We start from the raw sequence: 25149 nt of genomic DNA on the forward strand, positions 1-25149 counted from the left end.
GGACCGACTTTATCAGAAGTTTTGGGCCGGGCTGACCGGCTCAGGGTTTCCGATTAATCGGGGGGCTTCTCGAAGAATTGAATTTCGTGAAGCGCGCTAGATGCTAACCGTCGCGATCGAACCTGTCTAGTTCGGGGCAACTGTTCGAATCTACCTCCCCGTTCAGTCCGTGTCAACGGTCTTTCCGGGGCGAAGAGGAGACTAGCAGGTCAGCAAGGTCGATCGCACATCAGGCGGCCGTCGGCAGCAGCGCGCTGCGCTCGTCCTTAGCCACGTCGCCGGTTTCACCCTCACGGGCCGCTCGGCCGCCAAGGACGTAGACGTACGCCAGGAAGGCGAGCTCCGCAGCGATGCCGATGGCGATACGGGCCCAGGTCGGGAGGCCCGAGGGGGTGACGAAGCCTTCGATGGCGCCGGAGATGAAGAGGACCAGGGCCAGGCCGATGGCCATGCCGAGGGCCGCGCGGGCTTCCTCTGCCAGGGCTGTTCTGCGCGTACGGGGGCCCGGGTCGATCACTGTCCATCCGAGACGGAGGCCGGTGCCTGCGGCTACGAAGACCGCGGTCAGTTCCAGCAGGCCGTGCGGGAGGATCAGTCCCAGGAAGGTGTCGAGGCGGCCGGCGGACGCCATCAGGCCGATGCCCACACCTACGTTGAGCATGTTCTGGAAGAGGATCCACAGGACCGGCAGGCCCAGGAAGACGCCCAGGACCAGGCACATGGCCGCGGCCTGAGCATTGTTCGTCCAGACCTGGGCGGCGAACGACGCGGCAGGGTGGCTCGAGTAGTACGTCTCGTACTGGCCTCCGGGGCGCGTCATCTCACGCAGTTCGGTGGGGGCCGCGATGGATGCCTGGACATCGGGGTGGGTGCCGATCCACCAGCCGATGAGGGCGGCTATCGCGGTGGAGAGCAGCGCGGTGGGTACCCACCAGTGGCGTGCCCTGTAGACCGCTGCTGGGAAGCCGTGGGTCAGGAAGTGCGTCACGTCTCGCCAGGAAGCGCGGCGGGTACCCGTCACGGCGCTACGCGCGCGTGCCACGAGTTGAGTGAGGCGGCCGATCACCCGGGGGTCCGGTGCGCTCGACTGGATGAGCGAGAGGTGGGTGGCGGTGCGCTGGTACAGGGTCACCAGTTCGTCCGCTTCTGTGCCGGTGAGGCGACGTCGGCGGCGCAGCAGAGCGTCCAAGCGGTCCCATTCGGCACGGTGGGCGGACACGAAGACGTCGAGGTCCATCCGGTCTGCTGCTCCTCGCTTTCCGGCACCTGTACGGCGCGATGTGCCTTCAGCTTGGCAGACTGGCGGTTCCTGGGGCAGCTCGTTGAAGGGTGGGTGGCCGGCGTGAGTGAGCTGGTGACGGGTGAGGCGGTGGCGCTGGAGCTGCGGCCCGCGAAGTTGCCGAGTCGAGCGCTGGCGGTGCTCATCGACCTGGCGGTGGCGTTCGCCGTGTATATCGCGGTGACCATGGCGTTCGCGGCGGCCACCGCTTCGCTCGATGATGCGGCGGTCGCGGCGGTCGCCGTGGCGACGTTTCTGTTGGTGCTGGTCGGGATCCCGATCGCCGTGGAGACGTTGAGCCATGGGCGGTCGTTGGGGAAGCTCGCGTGCGGGCTGCGCGTCGTACGGGACGACGGTGGGCCGATCCGGTTCCGGCATGCGCTGGTGCGGGGAGCCGTCGGGGTCGTGGAGATCCTCATGACCTTTGGGGTCGTGGCGTGCATCGCTTCGCTGGTGTCGCAGCGAGGGCGGCGGGTCGGGGACGTCTTCGCCGGGACCCTCGTCGTACGGGAGCGGGTGCCGACCGGGCAGATGGCGTTCGTGCCGCCTCCGCCGCCGTGGCTGGTGGGGCGGTTCGCCGAGCTTGATCTTTCGGCTGTGCCGGAGGGGCTGTGGCTGGCGGTGCGGCAGTACCTGACGCGGATGGGGCAGTTGGATCCGCAAGTGGGGTGGGGGATGGCGGAGCGGCTCGCGGGCGAGCTCGCCGCGCACACGGGTGCGCCCGTGCCGAGTGACATGCCGCCTGCCGCGTTCCTCGCGGCTGTGACGCACGAGCGGCAGTCGCGGGAGGCTCAGCGGGCGTTCGGCGCAAGTGCCACGGGTGGTCCGAGTGGTCCGGGTGGACAGGCGGCTTCGGCGGTGACCGGTGCCGCTCCAGGACCGTACGGCGGATACGGCGGATACGCACAGGCCGCGGGGCCCGTGCCATCCACGGCCCCTCCCGCTCCTCCAGCCCCCGCGCCCGGCCCGTTCGGCGGGCAGGCCCCGGCCGACTCCCCCGCACCGCGCGCGAGCCAGCCCCAGGTCCAGCCCGACAATCCCCCGGCCGGATCCGGGAGTTCGGACGCCCCGGCCACCGGGTTCGTTCCGCCGGCCTGAGCGCGCGGCGTCAGCGGAACGCCGACGGGGGGTTCTCGAGGTCCTCCAGCTCGATTCCGGGGGCCGCGAGGACCACGTCGCCGCTGATGTGAACCGTCTGCTGTTCCCCGGTGTCCAGGGCTGTGACCTGGTATTCGTCCACGGTCAGAGGGCCGTTGTCAGTGGCGTGTGCTTCGCTGTTCAGCAAGGTCCAGGACTGGTCAACGGTGCGTGGCGCGAGGACGGGGTCGGTCAGGGCGACGAGGCGGACGCGGGTCGATGGGGAGGCGGGGGTGAGGCCGAGCAGACGTGCGGTGGCGATGAGGAACGCGGGGGACGTTCCCGTGAACGCGTGCGCGGGTGCGTTTCCTTCGGTGGCGTGCGTGCCCGTGGGGTCGGTGCGGACCCATGTGACGCCGTCGATGGCGGCGCCTCGCACCTGCCAGCTCGAGGCATTCAGTTCGACGCGGATGGGGCGGCCGAGTTCGTCGAGGGCGAGGTCGATCGAGCCGGCGTGGTCGCCGGAGGGGGTGGTCCGTTGCGCTACATAGCGCCAGCCGGAAGGGCCGGGCGCGCACTGGAAGTGCTCTTCACCGAGGGGGGTGTGATCGTGCGGATCGTGAAGCGAATAACGGCCGCGGGGCATGGCGTTCGTGGGGTCCTCTGTCTGGCCTGGTGACGGCCGCCGTCGGTGCGGGCGGCGGGTGTCGAAGGGCGGGTCCACCGTAGCCAGCGGTGTGCGCGGACACGGGACAGGCCCCCGACACGGGGGTGCGGGGGCCTGTCCTGTGCAGCGGTCAGCCGCTGGGCGGCCGGTGCGCGGTGCCGGGGCGAGCGCTCAAGCGGAGCGTGCCCGGCGGTCGCGACTCAGTAGCGGCTCAGTAGCGGTAGTGGTCCGGCTTGTACGGGCCCTCGACCTCGACACCGATGTACGCGGCCTGCTCCGGGCGGAGCGTCGTCAGCTTCACGCCGAGCGAGTCCAGGTGGAGGCGGGCGACCTTCTCGTCCAGGTGCTTGGGCAGCACGTACACGTCGGTCGGGTACTCGGACGGCTTGGTGAACAGCTCGATCTGGGCCAGCGTCTGGTCCGCGAAGGAGTTGGACATCACGAAGGACGGGTGGCCGGTCGCGTTGCCCAGGTTCAGCAGGCGGCCCTCGGACAGCACGATGAGGACCTTGCCGTCGGGGAACGTCCAGGTGTGGACCTGCGGCTTGACCTCGTCCTTGACGATGCCGTCGATCTTCGCCAGGCCGGCCATGTCGATCTCGTTGTCGAAGTGGCCGATGTTCCCGATGATCGCCTGGTGCTTCATCTTGGCCATGTCGCCGGCCATGATGATGTCCTTGTTGCCGGTCGTCGTGACGAAGATGTCCGCCTTGTCGACGACCTCGTCGAGCGTCGTGACCTGGTAGCCGTCCATCGCCGCCTGCAGCGCGCAGATCGGGTCGACCTCGGTGACGATGACGCGGGCGCCCTGGCCGCGCAGCGACTCGGCGCAGCCCTTGCCGACGTCGCCGTAGCCGCAGACGACGGCGGTCTTGCCGCCGATGAGGACGTCCGTGGCGCGGTTGATGCCGTCGACGAGCGAGTGGCGGCAGCCGTACTTGTTGTCGAACTTCGACTTGGTCACGGCGTCGTTCACGTTGATCGCCGGGAACAGGAGGGCGCCGTCGCGCTGCATCTCGTACAGGCGGTGGACGCCGGTCGTGGTCTCCTCCGTGACGCCGCGGATCTCGGAGGAGAGCTGGGTCCACTTCTGCGAACCGTTCGAGATCGTGCGGTTCAGGAGCTGGAGGATGACGCGGTGCTCGTCGGACTCGGCGGTGTCGACCGAGGGGACCTTGCCGTCCTTCTCGTACTCGACGCCCTTGTGGACGAGGAGGGTGGCGTCACCGCCGTCGTCGAGGATCATGTTCGGGCCGCCGGTGGGCGTGTTCGGCCAGGTCAGGGCCTGCTCCGTGCACCACCAGTACTCCTCCAGCGTCTCGCCCTTCCAGGCGAAGACCGGGATGCCCTGGGGGTTGTCCGGGGTGCCGTTGGGGCCGACGGCGATGGCTGCGGCGGCGTGGTCCTGCGTGGAGAAGATGTTGCAGGAGGCCCAGCGGACCTCGGCGCCGAGCGCGACGAGGGTCTCGATGAGGACGGCCGTCTGGACCGTCATGTGGAGGGAGCCGGTGACGCGGGCGCCCGCGAGGGGCTGCGTGGCGGCGTACTCCTTGCGGATCGCCATGAGGCCGGGCATCTCGTGCTCGGCGAGGGTGATCTCCTTGCGGCCGAAGGCGGCGAGGGAGAGGTCGGCGACCTTGAAGTCCTGGTCCTGTCGGTTGGCGACAGAAGTCATAAGTGAGCTGCTCCTCGGTGCTGTTGCAGTCGGTCGAGGTGGGCTGACGCGCCTGTCCGCGGTAAGCGGGCCGGGCGTACATGGCTGACCTGCGGCGTCCTGGGACACACCTGTCCCCTGACACTCGCGGCGCAGTCCGTCGGAGGCCCTCTCTCCCTCGGTCGACCCGGCGAACGGGCCGCCCGACCGCCATCAGCAGCGACGTCTGGCTCGTCACAAAGCTACACCGATCGGCCCAGCCGGACCCACCCCGCCTCCGGATCGGGCCATGTCGCGTTTCGGGGCGGGGCCGCTCGGGGCGCGGGCGGAGAGAAATGGGGACACATGACAACGGACTACCGGACCCGGGACCTTTGAACTGTCAACTCTGTTCGTATGTGTTGCACCATGCTGGTAGAGCCGCAAAGATTTGCGCGCTCTTGCACGGAACGCTTGAAGGAGAGCCACGTGACCAGTCCGGCCGACCCCCACGCGGGCGGAGGGGCCGTCGAGCAGCAGAAGAAGTTGAAGCTGCTCGCGGTGACCGCATGTCCGACCGGCATCGCGCACACCTACATGGCGGCGGAGAAGCTGCAGCAGGCAGCGGACGCCGCGGGAATCGACATGAAGGTGGAGACGCAAGGGTCCATCGGGGCCGAGAACGTCCTCACCGACAACGATGTCAAAAGCGCAGACGGCATCATCATCGCCGCCGACAAGGACGTCGACCGCGCCCGGTTCGCCGGGAAGCGGGTGCTGTCGGTGGGTGTGTCGGAGGGCATCAGCCACCCCGAGCAGTTGATCGAGCGTGTGCAGAGCGCGCCCGTGCACGGTGCGGAGGGCGGTGCGGAGCAGGAGGCCGCGGCGCCCGGCGGCAAGGAGCGCAGCGCGGCGTACAAGGCGCTGATGAACGGCGTCAGCTTCATGATTCCGTTCGTCGTCGTCGGTGGTCTGCTGATCGCCATCTCGCTGGCGGTCGGCGGTCACGCGACGCCCGACGGGATCCAGATCCCCAAGGACACGTTCTGGTTCAACGTCAACGCGCTCGGCACGCTCGGCTTCAAGCTGATGCTGCCGATCTTCTCCGGCTATATCGCCTTCGCGCTCGGAGACCGCCCCGCACTCGTGCCGGGCATGATCGGCGGCTTCCTGGCAGCCGACGCCAGCATCTACGGCTCCGACGCCAACGCCGGCTTCCTCGGCGCCATCGTGACCGGTTTCCTCGCGGGCTACCTCGTCCTTGCCATTCGTAAGGTCAAGGTCCCCAAGGCCATCCAGCCGATCATGCCGATCATCGTGGTCCCCATCGTGTCCACGCTGGCCGTCGGCCTCGCCTTCATCTACATCCTCGGCGGGCCGATCTCCTGGGTGTTCACGCACCTCACCGACTTCCTCGGCGGGATGACCGGGTCGAGCGCGGTGCTGCTCGGCGCGCTCATCGGTCTGATGATCGCGTTCGACATGGGTGGCCCGGTCAACAAGACGGCGTTCCTGTTCGCCGTCGGTCTGATCGGGACGAACAACGCCGTGATGGGTATGGCCGCCGCGGCCATTCCGGTCATGCCGCTCGGCCAGGGTCTGGCCACGCTGATCCGGCGCAAGCTCTACTCCGACTCGGAGCGCGAGGCGGGTATCGCGGCGCTGTTCATGGGGTGCTTCGGAATCTCCGAAGGCGCCATCCCCTTCGCGGCGGCGCGGCCCGCGCAGGTCATCCCGGCGAACATGCTGGGTGGCGCGGTCGCCGGTGCGATCGCCGGGCTCGCGGGCGTCGAGGACTCCGTGCCGCACGGTGGCCCGATCGTCGCGGTGTTCGGCGCGATCAGCGGGCTCGCCATGTTCTTCGTGGCGATCGTCGCGGGCACGGTGGTCACCGCCGTATCGACGAACGCGCTGATCGGCGTGAGCAACCGCCGTGCCGCCGCCAAGCAGGCCGCGGCCGACGCCGCTCAGACCGCGGAGGCGAAGACCGCCGAGGCCAAGGCCGCCGAGCCCGTCCTGGCCGGTGCCACTCCGGCCGTCGCCGCCGAGCACGCGCCCGAGCCGGCGCACGCCACGGCGTCCGTCGCGTCCGCGTCCGCGAGCGGGTCGCTCCAGGCGGCCGCGGCGAGCTCCACCGCGTCTGGCGCGGCCGAAGCAGAAGCCGAGGCAGAGGCCGAAGCGGCCGATGGGGAGCCCGAGGTTCTCTCCGGCTACCTCACCGCCCAGACCGTCAAGGTGCAGCTGGACGCGGCGGACAAGGAGGCGGCCATCCGCGAAATGGCGGGCCTCGCCGCCGCCACCGGCAAGGTCGCCGACGAAGAAGAGCTCGTACAGACCGCGCTGCGCCGCGAGGAGCAGGGCACGACCGGGCTCGGCGAGGAGATCGCCATCCCGCACGCCAAGACGGACGCGGTGACCGCCCCGGTCGTCTGCTTCGCGCGCTCCGCCGAGGGCATCGAGTGGGGTTCGCTCGACGGCACGAAGGCCAAGCTCGTCTTCATGATCTCGGTGCCGGAGGCGGCGGCGGGCGACGAGCACCTGCGGATCCTGGCGCTGCTGTCGCGCAAGCTCATGGACACGGACTTCCGGGCGCGGCTGCAGGCGGCGCCGGACGAGGCCGCGATCCTCGAGGTGCTCTCCGAGGTGCAGTGAGCGCAACGCGTCTCTACGTAGATGGGGCCCAGCCGGGATTCTCGGCTGGGCCCCATCTACGTAGAGACGCGTTTCTAGTCGTGCTCAGTGCTCAGTGCTCAGTGTTCGGCACTCAGTGCTCCGCGCTCGGCGTCGGGCCGCCGGGGCGGGCCTCCGCGTCGGAGCCCTTCGCGGCCTCGGCCTCGCTGTAGATGTCGGGTTCGAGGTAGATGACGCGGGCGATCGGGACGGCGGCGCGGATGCGGGCCTCGGCGTCGTCTATGGCGCGCGCGACCTCGGCGGCCGTGTCGTCGTGCTTCACGGAGATCTTCGCGGCGACGAGGAGTTCCTCGGGGCCGAGGTGGAGCGTGCGCATGTGGATCAGGCCGGTGACGGTGTCACCGTCGACGACGGCCTTCTCGATCTTCGCGACCTCGTCGGTGCCGGCGGCCTCGCCGAGCAGCAGCGACTTGGTCTCCAGGGCGAGCACGACCGCGATGGCGATCAGCAGCACACCGATGCACAGGGTGCCGATGCCGTCCCAGACGGCGTCGCCGGTGGCGAGGGTCAGGCCGACGCCGAAGAGGGCGAGGATCAGACCGATGAGGGCGCCGAAGTCCTCCAGGAGGACGACCGGCAGCTCGGGGGCCTTGGCGCGCTTGATGAACTGGCCCCAAGTGAGCTTGCCGCGCAGCGCGTTGGACTCCTTGATGGCCGTACGGAAGGAGAAGCCCTCGGCAATGATCGCGAAGACGAGCACGCCGACCGGCCAGTACCAGTGCTCAAGATCGTGCGGGTGCTTGATCTTTTCGTAGCCTTCGTAGACGGCGAACATGCCGCCGACGGAGAAGAGCACGATCGAGACCAAGAAGGCGTAGATGTAGCGCTCGCGTCCGTACCCGAAGGGGTGTTGCGGGGTCGCCTCGCGCTGCGCCTTCTTGCCACCGATGAGGAGCAGGAATTGGTTGCCCGAGTCGGCGAGCGAGTGGACGGCCTCGGCGAGCATCGACGAGGAGCCGCTGAAGAGGAACGCCACGAATTTCGCTACTGCGATCGCGAGGTTGGCGGCGAGCGCCGCCACGATCGCCTTGGCTCCGCCTGAAGCACTCATGTCGTTCCGGGTGTCCCTTCGAGGTTGTACGTATTACGTCCCGTGCGCGGTGGGTCATTGTTGCAGCACGGGACGCCTCGCACGCCTCTCAGGCCACAACCGTCGCTCGGAAAACCGTGCCGGATCCGGACACATTCACCTTTTCGCCCGCCGGTACGAAGGCGGATTCGCCGGGTGCGAGTGCGAGTTCGCCGGCCCGGACGGTGCCCGCTGTGCAGAGCAGGATCTGCGGGGTCGGGGCCGTCAGGTCGTGGTCCGCGCCGCCCTCGGGCAGCACGAAGCGCGAGAGGCGGAACTCGTCGATGGGGGTGTCGTAGACCTCTTCGCCGTCCGGGGACGCCTCCGGGCGCAGCACGCCGGGGTCGGTGGCCTCGAAGCGGACGATGCGCAGCAGCTCGGGCACGTCGACGTGCTTGGGGGTGAGGCCGCAGCGCAGCACGTTGTCCGAGTTGGCCATGATCTCGACGCCGAGGCCGTTGAGGTAGGCGTGCGGGACGCCCGCGCCCAGGAACAGGGCCTCGCCGGGCTGCAGTTGTACGTAGTTGAGCAGCATCGCCGCGATGACGCCCGGGTCGCCCGGGTAGTGGTGGGCGATCCCCGCGTACGGCTCGTAGGGGCCGCCGATGCGCTGGGCGGCGGCGGTGGCGTCGGCGACGGTGCGCTCCATGTCGCCCGGGTCCGCGCTCAGTACGGCGGTGAGGACCTCGCGCAGCGCCGCCTCTTCGGGGTGGGCGCGCAGCAGGTCGACGTACGGCTCGAGGCTGTCGACGCCGAGGCCTTCGAGGAGCTTGGCGGCCTCCTCGGGTGCCCGGAATCCGCACAGGCCGTCGAACGGCGTGAGGGCGCAGATGAGTTCGGGCTTGTGGTTGGCGTCCTTGTAGTTGCGGTGCGGGGCGTCGATGGGGACGCCCCGCCTCTCCTCGTCCTCGTAACCCTCCTTCGCCTGCTGGAGGTTGGGGTGCACCTGGAGGGAGAGGGGCGCGCCCGCGGCGAGGATCTTGAGGAGGAACGGGAGGCGGGGGCCGAACTTGGCCACTGCCTCGTCGCCGAGTTCCTGCTCCGGGTGCGCGTCGATGACCTCGTTGAGCGGGCCGCGCTCGGTGCGCGAGGGGGCGCCGGGGTGCGCGCCCATCCACATCTCCGCCTGCGGTTCACCGGTCGGGCTTACGCCGATGAGCTGCGGGATCGCGGTGGTGGAGCCCCAGGCGTAGGGGCGGATGGTGTTGGTGAGGCGGTCCATGGGGTTCTTCTTCTACTCAGGTGGGGTACTCAGGTGGGGCCGGCGGTCGGGGTTCAGATCACGCGCTGGAAGCGAGGCCCAGGTAAACGGCGGCGAAATCCGTGACGGCGATCAGCTCCGCGAGGGTCTCCAGGTCACTGCCCTCCTCCGGTTCCAGTTCGCTGATGGCGGTGTCGTGCGAGAGCGCGAGTTCGCGGGCGGCGGGCGCGGCGGTGAGGCCGCCTGCGGGCCGGTCGCGCAGCAGCACCACGCGCGCGTGCAGCGGCTGGGCATCATCGACGCGGTCGCGGAAGAAGTCGTCGGGGTCGGCGCCGCCCGCCAGGTCGCCGGTGAAGAGCGCGCCGTGGGCGGGCATCGCCTCGGGCAGGTCTGCGGCGAGCGCCGGGCGGCCGGCGAGTTCGGCGAGCGCGGCGGCGAAGCGGCGGCCCGCCGGGCCCGCGGCGGCGCCCTCGGTCCAGATCAGCGGGAGCGAGTCGGCCAGCTCGGCGGCGAGCGTCTTGGCCGGGTTGCTGTACGTCGCGATGGCGGGGCCGCAGCGCTCGGCGACCTGGTCGAGGCGGTCGGCGACCTTTTCGAGCGTGTCGGGTGCGGCGGTGAGCAGACCCGTGCGGTCGAGGAGCGCGAGGAGGGGCGTGAGCAGCGCCCAGAGTGCGCCCGGCGCGGAGGCGGCCGCGGGTTCGTCCTGCTCGTACGGGGCGGTGGCCATCGGTACGAGGAGGCCGTGCGCCCTGGCGACCGACTCGGTCAGCGGGGCGCCGGAGGGGCAGACCGCGACGGCCGTGACACCGCGCCGGTAGGCCTGCTCGACGAGGAGCGAGAGGCTCGGCTCGGTGCCGTCCGGGGTGGCGATCAGGAGCAGGTCGACCGAGCCCGCCCAGCCGGGCAGCTCCCAGCGCAGCGCGCCCGCGGCGGGGGCCACGCCGGTGGGGCGCAGGCGGACGACCGGGCAGGACGCGCCGGCGAGGCGGCCGATGAGTTCGGCGACGCCCGCGGCGGCGGTGCCGGGGCCCGCGATCAGGACGGCGCGGGGGCGGCCGTCCGGCTTCAGCTCGGCGATGCCGGCCTCGGCCGCGTGCCGGGCCGCCGTGCGGACGCGGGCCCCGGCCTCGGCTGCGCCGCGGAGCAGGCCGCGGCGGTCGGCCCTGGCCAGTGCGTCCGGGTCGTCCAGGAGCGTTTCGTCGAACATGGCGTCGGATCTCCTGCGGGCGGTGGGAGGGGTGGGCCTGGCCGGCCGGGGCCCGGGGGTTCCTGGCCGGCGAGTGGGTCTGGCGTCTGGCCGAGCGGGCCCGGGGTTCCTGGCCGGCGGGTGGCCTGGCCGGCGGATCGGGTCGCGTGGAGGCGGCCGCGATCCGTCGGGGCCTGCGCCGGGCGCCGGGGAGGTGTTACGCGGGGCGGCGGGCCTCGTCGACCAGGAGGACGGGGATGCCGTCGCGGACCGGGTAGGCCAGGCCGCACTCCTTGCCGGTGCAGATCAGCTCGGCGTCGGCCTCCTCGAGGGGGGCGTGGCAGGCCGGGCAGGCGAGGATCTCCAGGAGGCCGGCTTCGAGCGGCATGGTTCCCTCCGGGGGTACGTGGGGTTCGGGTACGTGGGGTTCGGCGCGCTGCACCGGGGCGCGGTGGCCGGGTGGCCGACCGGGGTGCGGCGCTGGTCACCAGCCTACCGGCGGGGACCGGAGCCGCGCCGTGGCCGGGGCCGCCGTGAACGGTGCGCGGCGCGTCGTGAACGAGGCGCGGCACGTCGTGAACGGTGCGCGGCACCGGGGCCGCCTCGCCCACCCTGCCGCCCGAGGCGGCTGATCGCCCACGACGTGGGGCATCCACGGCGTGGGGCGCCCATGGCATGGGGGTATCCACGGCTTCGGGGCATCGACGGCTCGGGGCGCCCACGACACGGGGGCATCCACGGCGTGGGGCGCCCACGGCACGGGTCGCCCCACGCCTCAGCCGCGGATGATCGCCAGGGCCTCGTCGCGGACCTTCTCCATCGTCGACGCGTCCCGGGCCTCCGCGTTGAGCCGCAGGAGCGGTTCCGTGTTGGAGGGGCGGACGTTGAACCACCAGTCGGTTGACGTGATCGTGAGGCCGTCGAGCTCGTCTGTGGTGATGCCCTCGCGGCCCGCGTACGTCGCCTTGATCGCGGCGAGCCGGTCGGCCTGGTCGGCGACCGTGGAGTTGATCTCGCCGGAGCCGACGTAGCGGTCGTAGGAAGAGACCAGCGCGGAGAGCGGGCCGTCCTGGCCGCCGAGCGCGGCGAGGACGTGGAGCGCCGCCAGCATTCCCGTATCGGCGTTCCAGAAGTCGCGGAAGTAGTAGTGCGCGGAGTGCTCGCCGCCGAAGATCGCGCCGGTCGTGGCCATCTCCTGCTTGATGAAGGAGTGGCCCACGCGCGTGCGCACGGGCGTGCCGCCGTTCTCCTTCACGACCTCCGGCACGGACCAGGAGGTGATCAGGTTGTGGATGATCGTGCCCGAGCCGCCGTTTCTCGCCAGCTCCCGCGCGGCGACCAGCGCGGTGATCGCGGACGGGGACACCGGGTCGCCGTTCTCGTCCACGACGAAGCAGCGGTCCGCGTCGCCGTCGAAGGCGAGGCCGATGTCGGCGCCCTCGGCACGCACGCGTGCCTGGAGGTCCACGATGTTCGCCGGGTCCAGCGGGTTCGCCTCGTGGTTCGGGAACGTGCCGTCCAGCTCGAAGTACATCGGTACGACGTCCAGCGGCAGGCCCCCGAGAACCGTCGGCACGGTGTGCCCGCCCATGCCGTTGCCCGCGTCCACGACGACCTTCAGTGGGCGGATCTCCCTGAGGTCGACGAGGCCGCGCAGGTGCGCCGCGTAGTCCTCCAGCGTGTCCCGCCGCGTGATGCTCCCGGGCGTCGCGGCCGGCTCCGGGGCGCCCGACTCGCTCCACTCCTCCGCAAGGCGGCGGATCTCCGCGAGGCCCGTGTCCTGGCCGACGGGCGCCGCGCCCGCGCGGCACAGCTTGATGCCGTTGTACCGCGCCGGGTTGTGCGAGGCCGTGAACATGGCGCCGGGCAGGCCGAGCGCGCCCGACGCGTAGTACAGCTGGTCCGTGGAGCACAGGCCGATCTCGGTGACGTCGACGCCGAGGGCGGCGGCCCCGCGCGCGAAGGCGCCCGACAGGCCGGGCGACGACGGCCGCATGTCGTGCCCGACGACGATCGCTTCGGCGCCGGTCACCCGCACGAACGCGGCACCGAACAGCGCGGCGAGGTCCTCGTCCCACTGGTCGGGGACCACCCCGCGCACGTCGTACGCCTTCACGATCTGCGACAGATCAGCTGCAGCCACGGTCCGCCCAGCCTTCCTGGAGTCCTTCACGGACCCACAAAGTACCTGGCCGCACTGACAGCGGACGGTGAACCCCTCATTCCTCCCGGGAAACCCGTCCGCCCGCATCCTCACTGGTCACGGCAGACCCACACCGCTCACGGCAGCATCCACGACAACACCGCCGTGCTCTGCGCCCACACGATCAGACACATCACGAGCAGCAGCCCGGCGCTCCACGGCAGCACCTTGCGCAACAAGTCGCCTTCCCGGCCCGCGAGTCCGACCGCCGCGCACGCGATCGTCAGGTTCTGCGGCGAGATCATCTTGCCGAGCACGCCGCCCGAACTGTTCGCCGCGGCAAGGAGTTCCGGCGAAAGGCCCGACTGCTGGGCGGCCGTCACCTGAAGCGCCCCGAAGAGCGCGTTGGCCGAGGTGTCGGACCCGGAGACCGCGACGCCGAACCACCCGAGAACCGGCGACAGGAAGGCGAGCCCCGCGCCCGCCGCCGCGACGAAGTGCCCGATGGTGGCGGCCTGTCCGGAGAGGTTCATGACGTACGCGAGGGCCAGCACGCTCGTCACCGTAAGGATCGCGAACCGCAGTTCGTGCACGGTGCCGAGCCACTCACGCACCGCATCGCGCGCGTGCACCCCGATCACGACGGCCGTGAAGAGCCCCGCGATCAGGACGAGCGTGCCGCCGGTGGAGAAGATCGGCAGCGTGAAGATGTTGCCCCCTACGGGCTTGCCGCTCGGGTCGGCGACGTTCAGGAAGGGCCAGTCGAAGACCCAGTTGGCCTTCGCGAGCCAGTCCTTGATGGCGGGGATCTGCGCCAGGGAGAAGATCGCGACGATGAGCGCGTACGGGGCGTAGGCGCGCAGCACCTCCGGCCGCGCGTCCTCCTGGTCCAGGTCCTCACTGCGTACGCCGGTCAGGACGGCGGCGCGTACGGGCTCGGCGGCCGGCCTGCGCGCGTGCGGCACCGCGACGAGGGCCCCGGCGCCCACCAGGGCGGCGCCGATGTCGGCGAGTTGGGCGGACACGTAGTTGGAGGCCACGAACTGGGCGACGGCGAAGGCGAATCCGCACGCGAGGGCGGGCACCCAGGTCTCGCGCAGGCCCCGCTTGCCGTCCACCAGGCCGACGAGCACGAGCGGCACCACAAGGGCGAGCAGCGGCGTCTGACGGCCCACTACGGAGGCGACGGCGTCCAGCGGGAGGCCCGTGACCTGAGCGAGCGTCACGACCGGTGTGCCCATGGCTCCGAAGGCGACCGGCGCGGTGTTGGCGACGAGCGCGACGACCGCGGCCTTCACGGGGTCGAAGCCGAGCGCGACCAGCATCACCGAGCAGATGGCGACCGGCGCCCCGAACCCGGCGAGCGCCTCCAGGAGCGCGCCGAAGCAGAACGCGACGACGAGCGCCTGGATGCGCGGATCGTCGGAGAGCCGCCCGAAGGAGCGGCGCAGGATGTCGAAGTGCCGGGTGCGCACCGTCATCCGGTACACCCACAGGGCGTTGACGACGATCCACATGATGGGGAAGAGCCCGAAGACCGCTCCTTGTGCGGCGCTGGAGACGGTCTGCCCCAGGGGCATGTCGTACGCGAGCCAGCCGACGGCGGCTGCCACGGCGAGGCCGATCAGGCCCGCGCGGTGCGCCTTCATGCGCACCGCGCCGAGCAGGACGAGGACGGTCACCAGTGGCAGGGCCGCGACGAGCGCGGACAGGCCGAGCGAGCCGCCTACGGGCTCCAGTTGCTGGACGAACACGTGCGCCTCCCGGAATCCCGGAGTCGGGTGGCGAAAATCGTCGTGTCCTCAACAATCTCGGGTCAACGCGTGCGACTGTGAAGATCCCGTGAAGGGGGCTGATCTACAAGGCAGTTGACCGGTTGACCGACGGTCGGCCGGATCAGTTGTCCGGCGAGCGCAGTACCCGGAGGTGGCCGCGGCGGGCGACCTCCATGGGGTCCGCCGTGCGCCCTCCGGAGCCGCCGGCCTCGGCCGCGCGCTCCTGCGGGCGGGCCGCCTCGCGCACGGCGTTGGCGAGGGCCTCCAGGTCGTCCCCGCTGGGGCGGCTGGGGCCGCTGGCGTCGGAGAGGCGGACGACCTCCCAGCCGCGCGGCGCGGTGAGGCGCTCGGAGTGCTCGGCGCACAGGTCGTAGCAGTGGGGTTCGGCGTACGTGGCGAGCGGGCCGAGGACCGCGGTCGAGTCGGCGTAGACGTACGTCAGCGTCGCGACGGCGGGACGGCCGCAAGCGGTGCGCGAACAGCGACGTACAGGGCTCACAGCGTTGGACGGTACCGCACTCTTGAGCGGGCCGCGACGACTCTCCCCGAGGTCACCCCACCGTGTCGTGGCGTGATACGGCGCACACCACCGCGCGCGGGCGCCCTGATGACCTGCGGCGACCCCAGGTTGTGCGCCCCGTGGCGCAGTTGAAAGCGGTCACCACTGAGGGCATATAGCGCCAATTGCGACGAGATCACCGATCCGGGAGAGAAGTTGAATCAGCCCCAAGATTGGCTTGATCGGTCAGGAATCGACATGACGTGCTCCGTCCGATGCCGTCCCGCTTCGGGCGCCGCGGAGGACTACGCTGCGTCAGTGATGGAAAGGCCAGTCAACACAGACGACGCGGCTTCGCCGCCCGCCGGGGAGCCGCGCCCGCCGCGCCGCCGCGACCGGCACGGCCGGGGCATGCGCGGGCCCGTGGCGCCCCCGCAGGTGCCGCTGTCCGCGAGCCGCGCCGAGGCCTTCTCCGACCTCGTACAGGACTCCGTGGAGCGCCTGGAGCGGCGCTGGCCGCAGCTCGCCGAGGTCGACTTCCTGATCCTGGACGTGCCGCGCCTGACGGCCGAGGACGAGGCCTGGGGCACCGAAACGGTCCCGCTCGGCGGCACCATCCCCGCGCGGGACGACACCCCCGCGCGCGTGGTCGTCTACCGGCGCCCCGTGGAGATCCGCACCAAGGGGCGCGAGGAGCAGGCGGTGCTCGTGCACGAGGTGGTCGTCGAGCAGGTCGCGGAGGTCCTGGGGCTCACCCCGGAGACCGTGGATCCCCGCTACGGGGACTACGGAGACTTCGGGGACGGCGAGGACTAGGGCCTGTCGGGCCCGGTGCCCGCCGTCCACCCCACCGGGGGCTGCCGGGAGCTACTTCTGCAGCACCGAAAGGTCCTCGTCCGACTTCGGCACCGACACCATGCCCCGGTCGTCCGGCAGCGTCTGCACCGTGAACGCGGGCACGGAGCCCTGCTTCTCCTCCAGCATCCGCGAGCCGTGCACCGGGCCGCCCGACACCGGCTCCACCGTGAGCGCGTACGAGCCCTTCAGGCCGGACGGCACGGGCGGGGTGACCGAGAGGGTCGTGCCGCCCTTGACCGTGTACTCCTTCGTGGCGGCGGTGCCGCCCTCGGTGCCCGGTGACGCGGTGACCTTGACCTTGCCGGTCGACTCGGGGGCGGTCAGGGCGAGCGTGGAGCCCTTGGAGCGGTTGTCGGCGACCGTGGCGCGCGCGCCGATGCCGCGCGTCGCCGGGATGAACGCGGTCTCCTGGTTGGCGCCCTTGCCGCGCGTGACGCGCAGGGCGGCCACGACGGGCACGGAGTCCTCGCTCGGCGTCAGGATCAGCGAGCCCGCCTCGCCGCGCGTGACGGCGCCGAGGTCGACGGCCGTGGTCATGCCCGACTTCAGGTGCAGCGTGTCGTGCCCCGCGGGCGCGATCTTGCCGCTGGAGGTCGCGAGCTGGACCTTCAGGTCGGCGTCGTCCTGGCCCGGCGCGAAGGCGACCAGGCGCACGTTCTTGGCGTCCTTCGGGATGCCGGGCAGCACCAGGGAGGACGCCGGGTCGGCGGCGGCCGGCAGCCAGTCCCCGCCCACCTTGTCGTCGACGTCCGACACCGCCGCCCCGACCCGGCCGCTGCGCGCGGTCACGTGCAGCGTCAGGTTCGGGTACTCCTTGTCGGTCAGCGTCGACAGCAGCACCGGGACGCTGGAGTGCGGCCCTACGGTGATGCCCTCGCCGACCTCGGACTTGACGGGCCCGTTGGGGCCGTACATCTGCACGTCCACGACCGCGGCCTCGTCGTCCGGGTTCGTGAGGTGGATGTAGTCGCTGCGGTCCTTGGCGGTGCTGGCGCCCGGGAAGTAGAAGTCCGTGTCGGGCGCCGAGCAGTTCACGCCGAGCAGGCCGCGGCCCGCTCCCGCGTCCACGCTGGTGGTCTGCTGCACGGTCCAGCCGGGCGCGAGGGCGCCGTCCGCGGTGCCGGCCAGGGCGGGGGCGTCCGAACCGCTGGCGTCGCCCGCGGCGGGCGTGCCGGGCTTCTTCGGGGTGACGACCGCCTTGCCCTTCTTGCCGCCCTTGGCGGGCGTCAGCTCGGCCTCGCCCGCACCCTCGGTGCCCTTCGTCGCGGGCGTGTACGAGGTGTACGCGGTCTCGGCCAGGTCGGACTGGCTGGGCTCCGGACACAGCAGGCTGGAGCGCTCGACAGGGAGGCGCGCGGCGGCCTTGCCGGAGGTGTCGTCGCCGCCGGGCGTCGTGGCGGCGGCGAAGCCCGTGACGGCGGCCAGGGCGGTCACGGCGGCGATCAGGGACAGGGTCGTGCGGTTCACTGCTGGCTCCCGTCGGGGCGCTCATGGTCGGCGCCGTTGCCGTGGCCGTGCTGCTGCTCGTACGTCGGGTCGTACGCCGGGTCGTACTGCGGGGGCTGCGGGGGCTGGGGCATCTCGTACCCGCCTCCGTAGGCGTACGGGTCGTACGGGGCCGCCTGGTAGGGGTCGGCCTGCTGGTCGTACCCGTAGGCGCCGCCCTGGTACTGCTGCTCCCCCATCGCGTACGTGCCGTAGTCGGTGCCCGCGTAGCTGGGCTGCTCCCACTCCGCGTACGCCTGCTGGTGCGGGATGCCCGCGACCGGGGCCTCCTCCGGAGGAGGAGGCACGGCGGCGCCCGGCATCGGCTGCGGCACCGGGGCGTCCTGCGCGGCCTGCGCGGCCTGCTCCGCCTCGGCCTGGGCGCGCAGTCGGCGCGCCCTGCGGCCGTCGCCCGCGAGGTCCTCGGCGGTCACGACGGGCTCGTCCGGCAGGTCGTCGTCGACGTCCTTGCGCCGCCCCGGCAGGGCGAGCACCACGAGGACGACGGCCAGCAGGCCCTGCGCCCACAGCCAGGCGGTGTGCGTGATCGGCGCGTCGTACGTGACGTCCAACGTGCCGCCCGAGGCGGGCAGTTCGAAGCCCTGCGCCCAGCCGTCGACGGTGGTCCTCGTCAACGGTGTGCCGTTCAGGGTGGCGGTCCAGCCCTCGGCGGACTGGTCGGCGAGGCGAAGGACGCGGCCCTCCTTGCCCGCCGGAACCTTCGTGTGCAGCTCTACGGGGCCCGCCGCGACCGGCACGGCCCCCTCCTCCGTGGAGCCCGCGTCGGCCGTGGGCAGGACGACGGCGCGCGCCACCTGCCGGTCGACGCGCCACAGCGCCGTGCCGTCCTGCTGGCTGAGCCGGGTCAGGCCGGGGGTGGCGTCCAGGACGCGGCTCATCTCGCGCGGCGCGCCGTCCCGTACGAGGACGTAGCGCACGGCGAAGCCGCCGAGCTGGTCGGCCTGGTCGGCGCCGGAGCCCGCGACCAGGTTGGCGACGACCTTGTCGAGCTTGGCGTTCTTGCCCGCGGCCTCGGTCAGCTCGCCGTCACCGAGGCGCGCGCCCGCGCCCCGGACCAGCGAGTACGCGACGTCGCCCGTGGAGCCGTCCATGACGAGCGTGCGGGCCTGGTCGCGGGTGCCGGCCTCCTCGGCGACGAACGCGGGCACCTGCACCGGGTCGCGGCGCTCCACGGGCCCGTCGGCGCCGCCGATCATCCAGCCCGCGGCGAGCAGCACGGGTCCGGCCGCCGCGGCGAACGCGATGAGCGCGGCCACCGGCTGACGCCAGCCGAAGCTCTGCTCGGCCACGCGCGAGCGCGCGCCGTCGGCGCCGAGCGCGGCCGCGGCCAGGAGCGCGATGCCGTACACGAGGGTGGCGGGCCCGGCCCACGTCGAGCCGTTCGACAGGGCCGCGAAGACCAGCGCCGTGAAGGCGACGGCCCAGGAGGTGAGGATCGCGGGCCGCCGCTCGTCGCGCAGCAGCGCGGCGAGCGCCGCGAGCACGATGCCGACGAGCAGCAGGCTGCCCGTGGTGCCCGAGCCGCCCGGCGAGGCGCCCAGCAGTGAGAGCGCGGTCGCGGACCCCGCTTCGTACGGGATTCCGGCTTCCTTGAAGAAGCCGAAGGGGAGCAGCGAGAGCGACCACGGCGCGAGCATCAGCAGCGGGGTGCCGAGCGCGGCCAGGAAACGCAGCCCGTAGGCGGTGAGGTCGGAACGCCGCACTACAAGGAGGGCGATTCCGAGGACGAGCGCGATCGGCCACACGATCGGCGTGAACGCCGTCGTGATCGTGAGCAGCAGCGCGTAGGCCCATGTGGCCCGCCAGCTGCCGCGCCCGCCCTGAGTGTGTGTCAGCCCCGAGGCGGCGAGGCCCGCGCGCGCGAGGAGCGGCAGCAGGATCGCGAGCACGGCGGTTCCGACGCGGCCGCCCGCGAGGGCGCCGGTGACGGCGGGCAGGAAGGCGTAGGCGACGGCCGCCCACGCGCGCAGCAGGCGCGAGGTGACGAGCGGCCTGGACGCGAAGTACGCGGTGAACCCGGCGAGCGGCACGGAGCCGACGAGCAGCACGGTGACCGCGAGCCCGGTGGAGCCGAACAGCACGGAGGCGAGGGTGGCGAGGACCGCGAGGTACGGGGGCGCCGCCTGGGTGCCGCCGGTACTGGTGGCGTGCCAGGCGTCGACGTACCGCGCCCACAGTTCGGAGGCGTCGGCGGGTGCGGGCAGCAGCGCCCCGCCCGCGAGCGCCCCGCCGCCCAACAGCCCTCTACAGGCGATGAGGGAGACGAGGAGCAGCACTACGAGGAGGACCGGTCCCGGGTTGCGGGCGATGCGCTTGAGGCGCGCGAACCGCTCGACGCGGACGAACTCCGAGTCGTCGAGCGCCTCCAGGCCACCGCCGCCGTGCCGGCCCGCGCGCGAGGTCTCCGGGTCGGAGCGGCCGAAGAAGTTCCCCGCGACCTGCTCGACGGTGAGCCGCACCGTCGCTCCCGGCGGCGGGAACAGCGGGCGCAGCTCCTTGGCGTCGACGGCGCCCTTGCCGCGCTGTCTGCGGGCGGCGAGGATCCGCCCCGGCCGCAGCAGCGTCGCCAGGAGACCGGTGATCTCGTCGAAGGCCTGTCCCGGCACCTTGCCGACGAGGTACGCGAGCGTACGCAGCAGCGTGCCGAACACGAGGCGGAGCAGGACCCACGGAAGCGTCGCCCCGCGCGCGTTGGCGAGCAGCGTGAAGACGGCGCCCGCCTTGTCGACCTTGTGCGGCGACGTGGCGGTGCGGCCGACGCAGTCGACGGTGCGGCGCTCGCGCGAGGATGCCTCGGCGTGCCGCACGACGGCGTCGGGGGCGACGACGACGCGGTGGCCCGCGGCCTGGGCGCGCCAGCACAGGTCGACGTCGTCACGCATCAGCGGCAGCCTGCGGTCGAACCCGCCGAGCTGCTCGAAGACATCACGCCGGATCAGCATTCCGGCGGTGGACACGGAGAGGACGGGCCGCACGTGGTCGTGCTGCCCCTGGTCCTGCTCGCGGCGGTCCAGGCCGGTCCAGCGGCGGCCGGAGTGGGCGATGGAGACGCCGACCTCCAGGAGCTGCCTGCGGTCGTACCAGCCGCGCAACTTGGGTCCGACGACCGCGACGTCACTGCCGGCCTCGCGCTCCATCTCGACGACGCGCAGCATCTGGGCGAGCGCGTCCGGCTCGGGCGCGCAGTCGTCGTGCAGCAGCCACAGCCACTGCTCGGGCTCGCCGTGCGGCAGGTCGGGCAGGTCGTACGCGTCGTCGCGCCAGGAGCGGCTGACGGGGTCCCAGCCGCTGGGCCGCTTCAGGTACGGCAGCTCTTCGGGGGTGAGGACGCCCGCGCTGCGCACGGCCTCCTCGACGGCCTGGCCGAAGCCGGTGCGGCGCGCGAGATGCAGCACGCGCTCGTCACCGATGGCCTCGGCGACGAGCGCGGCGGAGTCGTCGGCGCTGCCGGTGTCGGCCGCCATCGCGTTCTGTACGGGGCGCTCCTGGCCGAGCAGTCCCGACAGGACGTCGGGCAGCCAGCGCGCTCCGTCGTGCGAGACGACGACGGCGGTGACGACATGCCTGGGGAACTCGGGGGCGCTGCTCGGGTCGAACCCCGCTGCGGGCGCCGGGTTGAACGCGGCTGCGGCAGCGCCGAATTGACCTGCCGAATGGCTGTGCACGGACATCGAGGTACGGGCCCCGGTTCGTTGGACTGCGGTGGACGGCCGCGCCCACTGGGGACACGGTGGCGTCCGGGACGGGGCCCCACACTAACGGCTGCCAACAAGAGTGGCCCGCCGCCTGTGGACAACCACGGGCAGCGGGCCGAAAAGCACCGCACGTCCTGGGGACTAGACGGCGGCCTTCTTCAGCCGGCGGCGCTCCCGCTCGGAGAGGCCACCCCAGATGCCGAACCGCTCGTCATTGGCGAGCGCGTATTCGAGGCACTCGGAGCGGACCTCGCACGCGAGGCAGACCTTCTTGGCCTCCCTGGTGGAGCCGCCCTTCTCGGGGAAGAAGGATTCGGGGTCGGTCTGGGCGCACAGCGCGCGCTCCTGCCAGCCGAGTTCTTCTTCCGCGTCCTCGACCAGCAGATCCTGAAACGACTCGGTCATAGTGCGCCCCTCGTCTGTCCGTGCGTCCCCGTGATGTTGCCGTTACCGATTTCGGCTGAACGACACGAGTGAAATTACAAGTGTGCCGATCCGGGGCAGTCAAGCCGAGATCTGCTATTGGGCCCCTTATTCACTCTGCGGAACCAAGGCTATGCGGAAAGTGTTCAAATCGCCAAAAACCGTGACACTTGCCCGCGGCCCATGTGGAGTCGACCGCACAGCGCGCGACCATCCAGAAGGACGCCGCGAAGATCGTGACCGTTCCGACGTTTGCGCGCCGGGTTGCTGCGCCACATGTCCCCCGGCCTCACTGCACAAACCTTTCGCCTGCGAGAGGCACCGGAAGAGGTGAACCATATTCCACAATCCGGACATTGGGTTGACAACAAGGGCATGACCCAGTCTCCTGATGGGCATGTTCGCGCCTTCCGCAACCTCGACGACCCGCACCGGCGGGCTCGTTCGCGTTGCCCTCGCGAGCTGTCGCTGTTGCTGTTCCAGCTGTTGAGTCGTTGAGCCCGTCGGCTCCGACCCCGCTGCATCTCTCATCCCAGTACGGCCCTGTGCACCGCACTCCCTTGAGGAACACCACCACTCCATGAACAGCGACAGCGACCTCCAGATCGCCGGCGACATCCTCGAAGTACCGCACCTCCTGCGGCCCGCCCGCGAGCACCCCGAGACGGTGGCCGAGTTCATCGGCCTCGCGCGCTCCATCGCCGCCGACCGCTCCCAGCGGGAGCACCTCGTCGAGTACGACGCCACGACCCGCTGGTACCACCGCCTGCGCACCGGGCCCGGCTACGAGGTGTGGCTGCTGTCGTGGGTGCCGGGGCAGGGCAGCGGGGCGCACGACCACGGCCCGTCGTCCGGCGTACTGACGCTGCTGCAAGGCGAGCTGACGGAGCGTACGGAAAGCGGCGTGCGCGCGCTCGGGGCGGGCGCGCAGCGGGTCTTCGCGCCCGGCTATGTCCACGAGGTCGCCAACGACTCCCTGGAGCCCGCGGTCAGCCTGCACGTCTACTTCCCCGGGCTGACCGAGATGCCGATGCACAGCGCCGCGTGCTCGGTTGCGGACGCGGTCACCGTCTGAGGCACGGTCGCTGTCCGAGACCGGGCAGCCAGTCGACGCGTTGTCAGACCTGCCTGCGATGCTGGGCACATGCGCATTGTGGTTCTGGCAGGCGGCATCGGTGGTGCCCGGTTCCTTCGCGGTCTCAAGCAGGCCGCCCCGGACGCGGACATCACGGTCATCGGCAATACCGGGGACGACATCCACCTCTTCGGCCTGAAGGTCTGTCCGGACCTCGACACGGTGATGTACACGCTGGGCGGCGGCATCAACGAGGAGCAGGGCTGGGGACGTACGGACGAGGCGTTCACGGTCAAGGAGGAGCTCGCGGCGTACGGGGTCGGACCCAAGTGGTTCGGGCTCGGCGACCGGGACTTCGCGACACACATCGTCCGTACGCAGATGCTGGCGGCGGGCTTCCCGTTGAGTGCCGTCACCGAGGCGCTGTGCGAGCGGTGGCAGCCGGGGGTGCGGCTGCTTCCCATGTCGGACGACCGCGTGGAGACGCACGTGGCCGTGGACGTGGACGGGGAGCGCAAGGCCGTGCACTTCCAGGAGTACTGGGTGAAGCTGCGGGCCTCCGTGGACGCGCAGGCCGTCGTGCCGGTCGGCGCCGAGCAGGCGAAGCCCGCGCCGGGCGTCCTGGAGGCCATCGCCGAGGCAGACGTGATCCTCTTCCCGCCGTCCAACCCCGTGGTGAGCGTCGGCACGATCCTCGCCGTGCCGGGGATCCGGGAGGCCATCGCCGAGGCGGGCGCGCCCGTGGTCGGGCTCTCGCCGATCGTCGGTGACGCGCCGGTGCGCGGCATGGCGGACAAGGTGCTCGCGGCCGTGGGCGTGGAGTCCAGCGCGGCGGCCGTCGCCGAGCACTACGGGGCGGGGCTGCTCGACGGGTGGCTGGTCGACACCGTGGACGAGAAGGAGGTCGCGCGGGTCGAGGCGGCCGGGATCCCCTGCCGGGCCATTCCGCTGATGATGACGGACCCCGTGGAGGGCACCGCCGCCGCGGAGATGGCGCGCGAGGCGCTGAAGCTCGCGGAGGAGGTGCGCGGCGCGTGACCGACACCCCTGCCGCCCCCGGCTTTCGCGCGTGGGCCGTCGCCGGGATCCCCGAGGTGCGGGAGGGCGACGACCTCGCCAAGCTCATCGCCGCCGCCGAACCGGGCCTCGTCGACGGCGACGTACTGCTGGTCACCTCGAAGATCGTCAGCAAGGCCGAGGGGCGGATCCTGCGGGCCGACGACCGGGAGGCCGCGATAGACGCCGAGACCGTACGGGTCGTGGCGCGGCGCGGATCGCTGCGGATCGTCGAGAACAAGCTGGGGCTCGTGATGGCCGCGGCCGGTGTCGACGCCTCCAACACCCCTGCGGGCACCGTGCTGTTGCTGCCCGAGGATCCGGACGCTTCGGCCGCCGCGATACGGGACGGCCTGCGGGACGCGCTGGGCGTGGACGTCGGGGTCGTCGTCACCGACACCTTCGGCAGACCGTGGCGGAACGGGCTGACCGATGTCGCCATCGGGGCCGCCGGCGTGCGCGTACTCGACGACCTGCGGGGCGGCACGGACGCGTACGGGAATCCGCTCAGCGCCACCGTGGTGGCCACGGCCGACGAGCTGGCGGCCGCGGGCGACCTCGTGAAGGGCAAGGCCGGCGGGCTGCCGGTCGCCGTGGTCCGCGGGCTCGGTACCGGTGTCATCGACCAACAGGGCGGCAGCGCACGGGAGTTGGTGCGGGTGGCGCGTGACGACATGTTCCGGCTCGGTACGTCGGAGGCGGTGCGGGAGGCCGTGACGCAGCGGCGGACCGTGCGGGCGTTCACCGACGAGCCGGTGGATCCGGGGGCCGTACGAAGAGCGGTCGCCGCCGCCGTGACCGCGCCCGCGCCGCATCACACGACGCCGTGGCGGTTCGTGCTCCTTGAGTCGGAAGCGGCCCGGGGGCGGCTGCTCGATGCCATGCGGGACGCGTGGATCGAGGATCTGCGGCGGGACGGCAAGAGCGAGGAGTCCATCGCGAAGCGGGTGCGGCGCGGGGACGTGCTGCGCAACGCGCCGTATTTGGTGGTGCCTTGTCTGGTGATGGACGGGTCCCATACGTACGGGGACGAGCGGCGGGACGCCGCCGAGCGGGAGATGTTCGTGGTCGCCGCCGGGGCCGGGGTGCAGAACTTCCTGGTCGCGCTCGCCGGGGAGCGGCTCGGGTCCGCGTGGGTGTCGTCGACGATGTTCTGCCGGGACGTGGTGCGGCGAGTGCTGGATCTGCCCGAGTCGTGGGATCCGATGGGGGCCGTCGCGGTGGGGCATGCGGCGGGGGCGCCGGGGGTGCGGCCGGAGCGGGTTGTCTCCGACTTTGTCGAGGTGAGGTGAGGCGGGCGCTTCCGTGTCCGCTTC

The 25149-nt window shown here is 71.7% G+C and carries 19 protein-coding genes; 6 read left to right on the top strand and 13 right to left on the bottom strand.

What is annotated here, in order from left to right; translation table 11 throughout:
* Window positions 1-229: 229 nt before the first annotated feature.
* Window positions 230-1237 carry a stage II sporulation protein M gene (locus tag RBJ65_RS29130; protein WP_306323740.1) on the bottom strand — a complete coding sequence of 336 codons (1008 nt, stop codon included), beginning with the start codon at window positions 1235-1237 and terminating at the stop codon, window positions 230-232.
* 105 nt (window positions 1238-1342) lie between these two features.
* Here RBJ65_RS29130 and RBJ65_RS29135 point away from each other — a divergent pair, with 105 nt between their 5' ends.
* Complete coding sequence (locus RBJ65_RS29135; RefSeq protein WP_306323741.1) at window positions 1343-2377, top strand: RDD family protein; 1035 nt, start codon at window positions 1343-1345, stop codon at window positions 2375-2377.
* Between the two features lie 10 nt (window positions 2378-2387).
* Here RBJ65_RS29135 and RBJ65_RS29140 read toward each other — a convergent pair whose 3' ends face one another.
* Both RBJ65_RS29140 and ahcY read right to left on the bottom strand, forming a co-directional pair.
* Entirely contained in the window at window positions 2388-3002 is a 615-nt protein-coding gene (locus RBJ65_RS29140) for a hypothetical protein (protein WP_306323742.1), read from the bottom strand.
* A gap of 232 nt (window positions 3003-3234) precedes the next feature.
* A complete protein-coding gene (gene ahcY / locus RBJ65_RS29145; protein ID WP_306323743.1) occupies window positions 3235-4698 on the bottom strand; it encodes an adenosylhomocysteinase in 1464 nt (487 codons plus the stop codon).
* 447 nt (window positions 4699-5145) lie between these two features.
* On the opposite strand from ahcY, the gene RBJ65_RS29150 reads away from it, so the two are divergent.
* The gene (locus RBJ65_RS29150) at window positions 5146-7308 is read left to right on the top strand and encodes a fructose-specific PTS transporter subunit EIIC (RefSeq protein ID WP_306323744.1); all 2163 of its coding nucleotides are present in this window, start codon (window positions 5146-5148) and stop codon (window positions 7306-7308) included.
* A gap of 112 nt (window positions 7309-7420) precedes the next feature.
* On the opposite strand, the gene RBJ65_RS29155 is transcribed toward RBJ65_RS29150, so the two are convergent.
* From RBJ65_RS29155 to RBJ65_RS29185, 7 genes are all read right to left on the bottom strand, one after another.
* Window positions 7421-8398: a cation diffusion facilitator family transporter gene (locus tag RBJ65_RS29155; protein ID WP_306323745.1), complete on the bottom strand. Its 978-nt coding sequence runs from the start codon at window positions 8396-8398 to the stop codon at window positions 7421-7423.
* Window positions 8399-8486: 88 nt separating this feature from the next.
* On the bottom strand, window positions 8487-9638 hold the full coding sequence (gene manA / locus RBJ65_RS29160) for a mannose-6-phosphate isomerase, class I (protein WP_306323746.1): 1152 nt from the start codon (window positions 9636-9638) through the stop codon (window positions 8487-8489).
* A gap of 58 nt (window positions 9639-9696) precedes the next feature.
* Window positions 9697-10824 (bottom strand): SIS domain-containing protein, encoded by a 1128-nt coding sequence (locus tag RBJ65_RS29165; RefSeq protein WP_306323747.1) that lies wholly within the window; start codon window positions 10822-10824, stop codon window positions 9697-9699.
* Window positions 10825-11020: 196 nt separating this feature from the next.
* A complete protein-coding gene (locus RBJ65_RS29170; protein WP_161306397.1) occupies window positions 11021-11191 on the bottom strand; it encodes a Trm112 family protein in 171 nt (56 codons plus the stop codon).
* 387 nt (window positions 11192-11578) lie between these two features.
* Window positions 11579-12946 carry a phosphomannomutase/phosphoglucomutase gene (locus RBJ65_RS29175; RefSeq protein WP_306323748.1) on the bottom strand — a complete coding sequence of 456 codons (1368 nt, stop codon included), beginning with the start codon at window positions 12944-12946 and terminating at the stop codon, window positions 11579-11581.
* A 137-nt stretch (window positions 12947-13083) separates the two neighbouring features.
* Window positions 13084-14700, bottom strand: a complete 1617-nt coding sequence (locus RBJ65_RS29180) for an L-lactate permease (protein WP_306323749.1) — start codon at window positions 14698-14700, stop codon at window positions 13084-13086.
* Window positions 14701-14842: 142 nt separating this feature from the next.
* A complete protein-coding gene (locus RBJ65_RS29185) occupies window positions 14843-15220 on the bottom strand; it encodes a DUF3499 domain-containing protein (RefSeq protein WP_306323750.1) in 378 nt (125 codons plus the stop codon).
* Between the two features lie 321 nt (window positions 15221-15541).
* Between RBJ65_RS29185 and RBJ65_RS29190 the strand changes: the two genes are divergently transcribed.
* Complete coding sequence (locus RBJ65_RS29190; protein WP_306323789.1) at window positions 15542-16036, top strand: metallopeptidase family protein; 495 nt, start codon at window positions 15542-15544, stop codon at window positions 16034-16036.
* A gap of 51 nt (window positions 16037-16087) precedes the next feature.
* Here the strand turns inward: RBJ65_RS29190 and RBJ65_RS29195 are convergent, their stop codons facing one another.
* The 3 genes from RBJ65_RS29195 to RBJ65_RS29205 all read right to left on the bottom strand — a co-directional run bounded on the left by RBJ65_RS29195 (window position 16088) and on the right by RBJ65_RS29205 (window position 21684).
* Window positions 16088-17545: a DUF5719 family protein gene (locus RBJ65_RS29195; RefSeq protein WP_306323751.1), complete on the bottom strand. Its 1458-nt coding sequence runs from the start codon at window positions 17543-17545 to the stop codon at window positions 16088-16090.
* Window positions 17542-21255 (bottom strand): glycosyltransferase family 2 protein, encoded by a 3714-nt coding sequence (locus RBJ65_RS29200; RefSeq protein ID WP_306323752.1) that lies wholly within the window; start codon window positions 21253-21255, stop codon window positions 17542-17544. Before RBJ65_RS29200 ends, RBJ65_RS29195 begins: the two co-directional genes overlap by 4 nt.
* A gap of 165 nt (window positions 21256-21420) precedes the next feature.
* Complete coding sequence (locus tag RBJ65_RS29205; protein ID WP_127831770.1) at window positions 21421-21684, bottom strand: WhiB family transcriptional regulator; 264 nt, start codon at window positions 21682-21684, stop codon at window positions 21421-21423.
* 598 nt (window positions 21685-22282) lie between these two features.
* Between RBJ65_RS29205 and RBJ65_RS29210 the strand changes: the two genes are divergently transcribed.
* The 3 genes from RBJ65_RS29210 (at window position 22283) to RBJ65_RS29220 (ending at window position 25125) form a co-directional block, all read left to right on the top strand.
* Window positions 22283-22777: a cysteine dioxygenase family protein gene (locus RBJ65_RS29210; protein WP_306323753.1), complete on the top strand. Its 495-nt coding sequence runs from the start codon at window positions 22283-22285 to the stop codon at window positions 22775-22777.
* Between the two features lie 69 nt (window positions 22778-22846).
* Window positions 22847-23815 carry a 2-phospho-L-lactate transferase gene (cofD, locus tag RBJ65_RS29215; RefSeq protein ID WP_306323754.1) on the top strand — a complete coding sequence of 323 codons (969 nt, stop codon included), beginning with the start codon at window positions 22847-22849 and terminating at the stop codon, window positions 23813-23815.
* A complete protein-coding gene (locus RBJ65_RS29220; protein ID WP_306323755.1) occupies window positions 23812-25125 on the top strand; it encodes a coenzyme F420-0:L-glutamate ligase in 1314 nt (437 codons plus the stop codon). Before cofD ends, RBJ65_RS29220 begins: the two co-directional genes overlap by 4 nt.
* Window positions 25126-25149 lie beyond the last annotated feature (24 nt).

This window comes from Streptomyces sp. KL109B, assembly GCF_030766935.1.
Taxonomy (GTDB): domain Bacteria; phylum Actinomycetota; class Actinomycetes; order Streptomycetales; family Streptomycetaceae; genus Streptomyces.

Coding starts and splice junctions, on each gene's coding strand:
- manA (WP_306323746.1), bottom strand. CDS start 9,638: ATGGACCGCCTCACCAACACCATCCGCCCCTACGCCTGGGGCTCCACC.
- cofD (WP_306323754.1), top strand. CDS start 22,847: ATGCGCATTGTGGTTCTGGCAGGCGGCATCGGTGGTGCCCGGTTCCTT.
- RBJ65_RS29190 (WP_306323789.1), top strand. CDS start 15,542: ATGGAAAGGCCAGTCAACACAGACGACGCGGCTTCGCCGCCCGCCGGG.
- RBJ65_RS29165 (WP_306323747.1), bottom strand. CDS start 10,824: ATGTTCGACGAAACGCTCCTGGACGACCCGGACGCACTGGCCAGGGCC.
- RBJ65_RS29155 (WP_306323745.1), bottom strand. CDS start 8,398: ATGAGTGCTTCAGGCGGAGCCAAGGCGATCGTGGCGGCGCTCGCCGCC.
- RBJ65_RS29130 (WP_306323740.1), bottom strand. CDS start 1,237: ATGGACCTCGACGTCTTCGTGTCCGCCCACCGTGCCGAATGGGACCGC.
- RBJ65_RS29170 (WP_161306397.1), bottom strand. CDS start 11,191: ATGCCGCTCGAAGCCGGCCTCCTGGAGATCCTCGCCTGCCCGGCCTGC.
- RBJ65_RS29140 (WP_306323742.1), bottom strand. CDS start 3,002: ATGCCCCGCGGCCGTTATTCGCTTCACGATCCGCACGATCACACCCCC.
- ahcY (WP_306323743.1), bottom strand. CDS start 4,698: ATGACTTCTGTCGCCAACCGACAGGACCAGGACTTCAAGGTCGCCGAC.
- RBJ65_RS29205 (WP_127831770.1), bottom strand. CDS start 21,684: ATGACCGAGTCGTTTCAGGATCTGCTGGTCGAGGACGCGGAAGAAGAA.
- RBJ65_RS29210 (WP_306323753.1), top strand. CDS start 22,283: ATGAACAGCGACAGCGACCTCCAGATCGCCGGCGACATCCTCGAAGTA.
- RBJ65_RS29200 (WP_306323752.1), bottom strand. CDS start 21,255: ATGTCCGTGCACAGCCATTCGGCAGGTCAATTCGGCGCTGCCGCAGCC.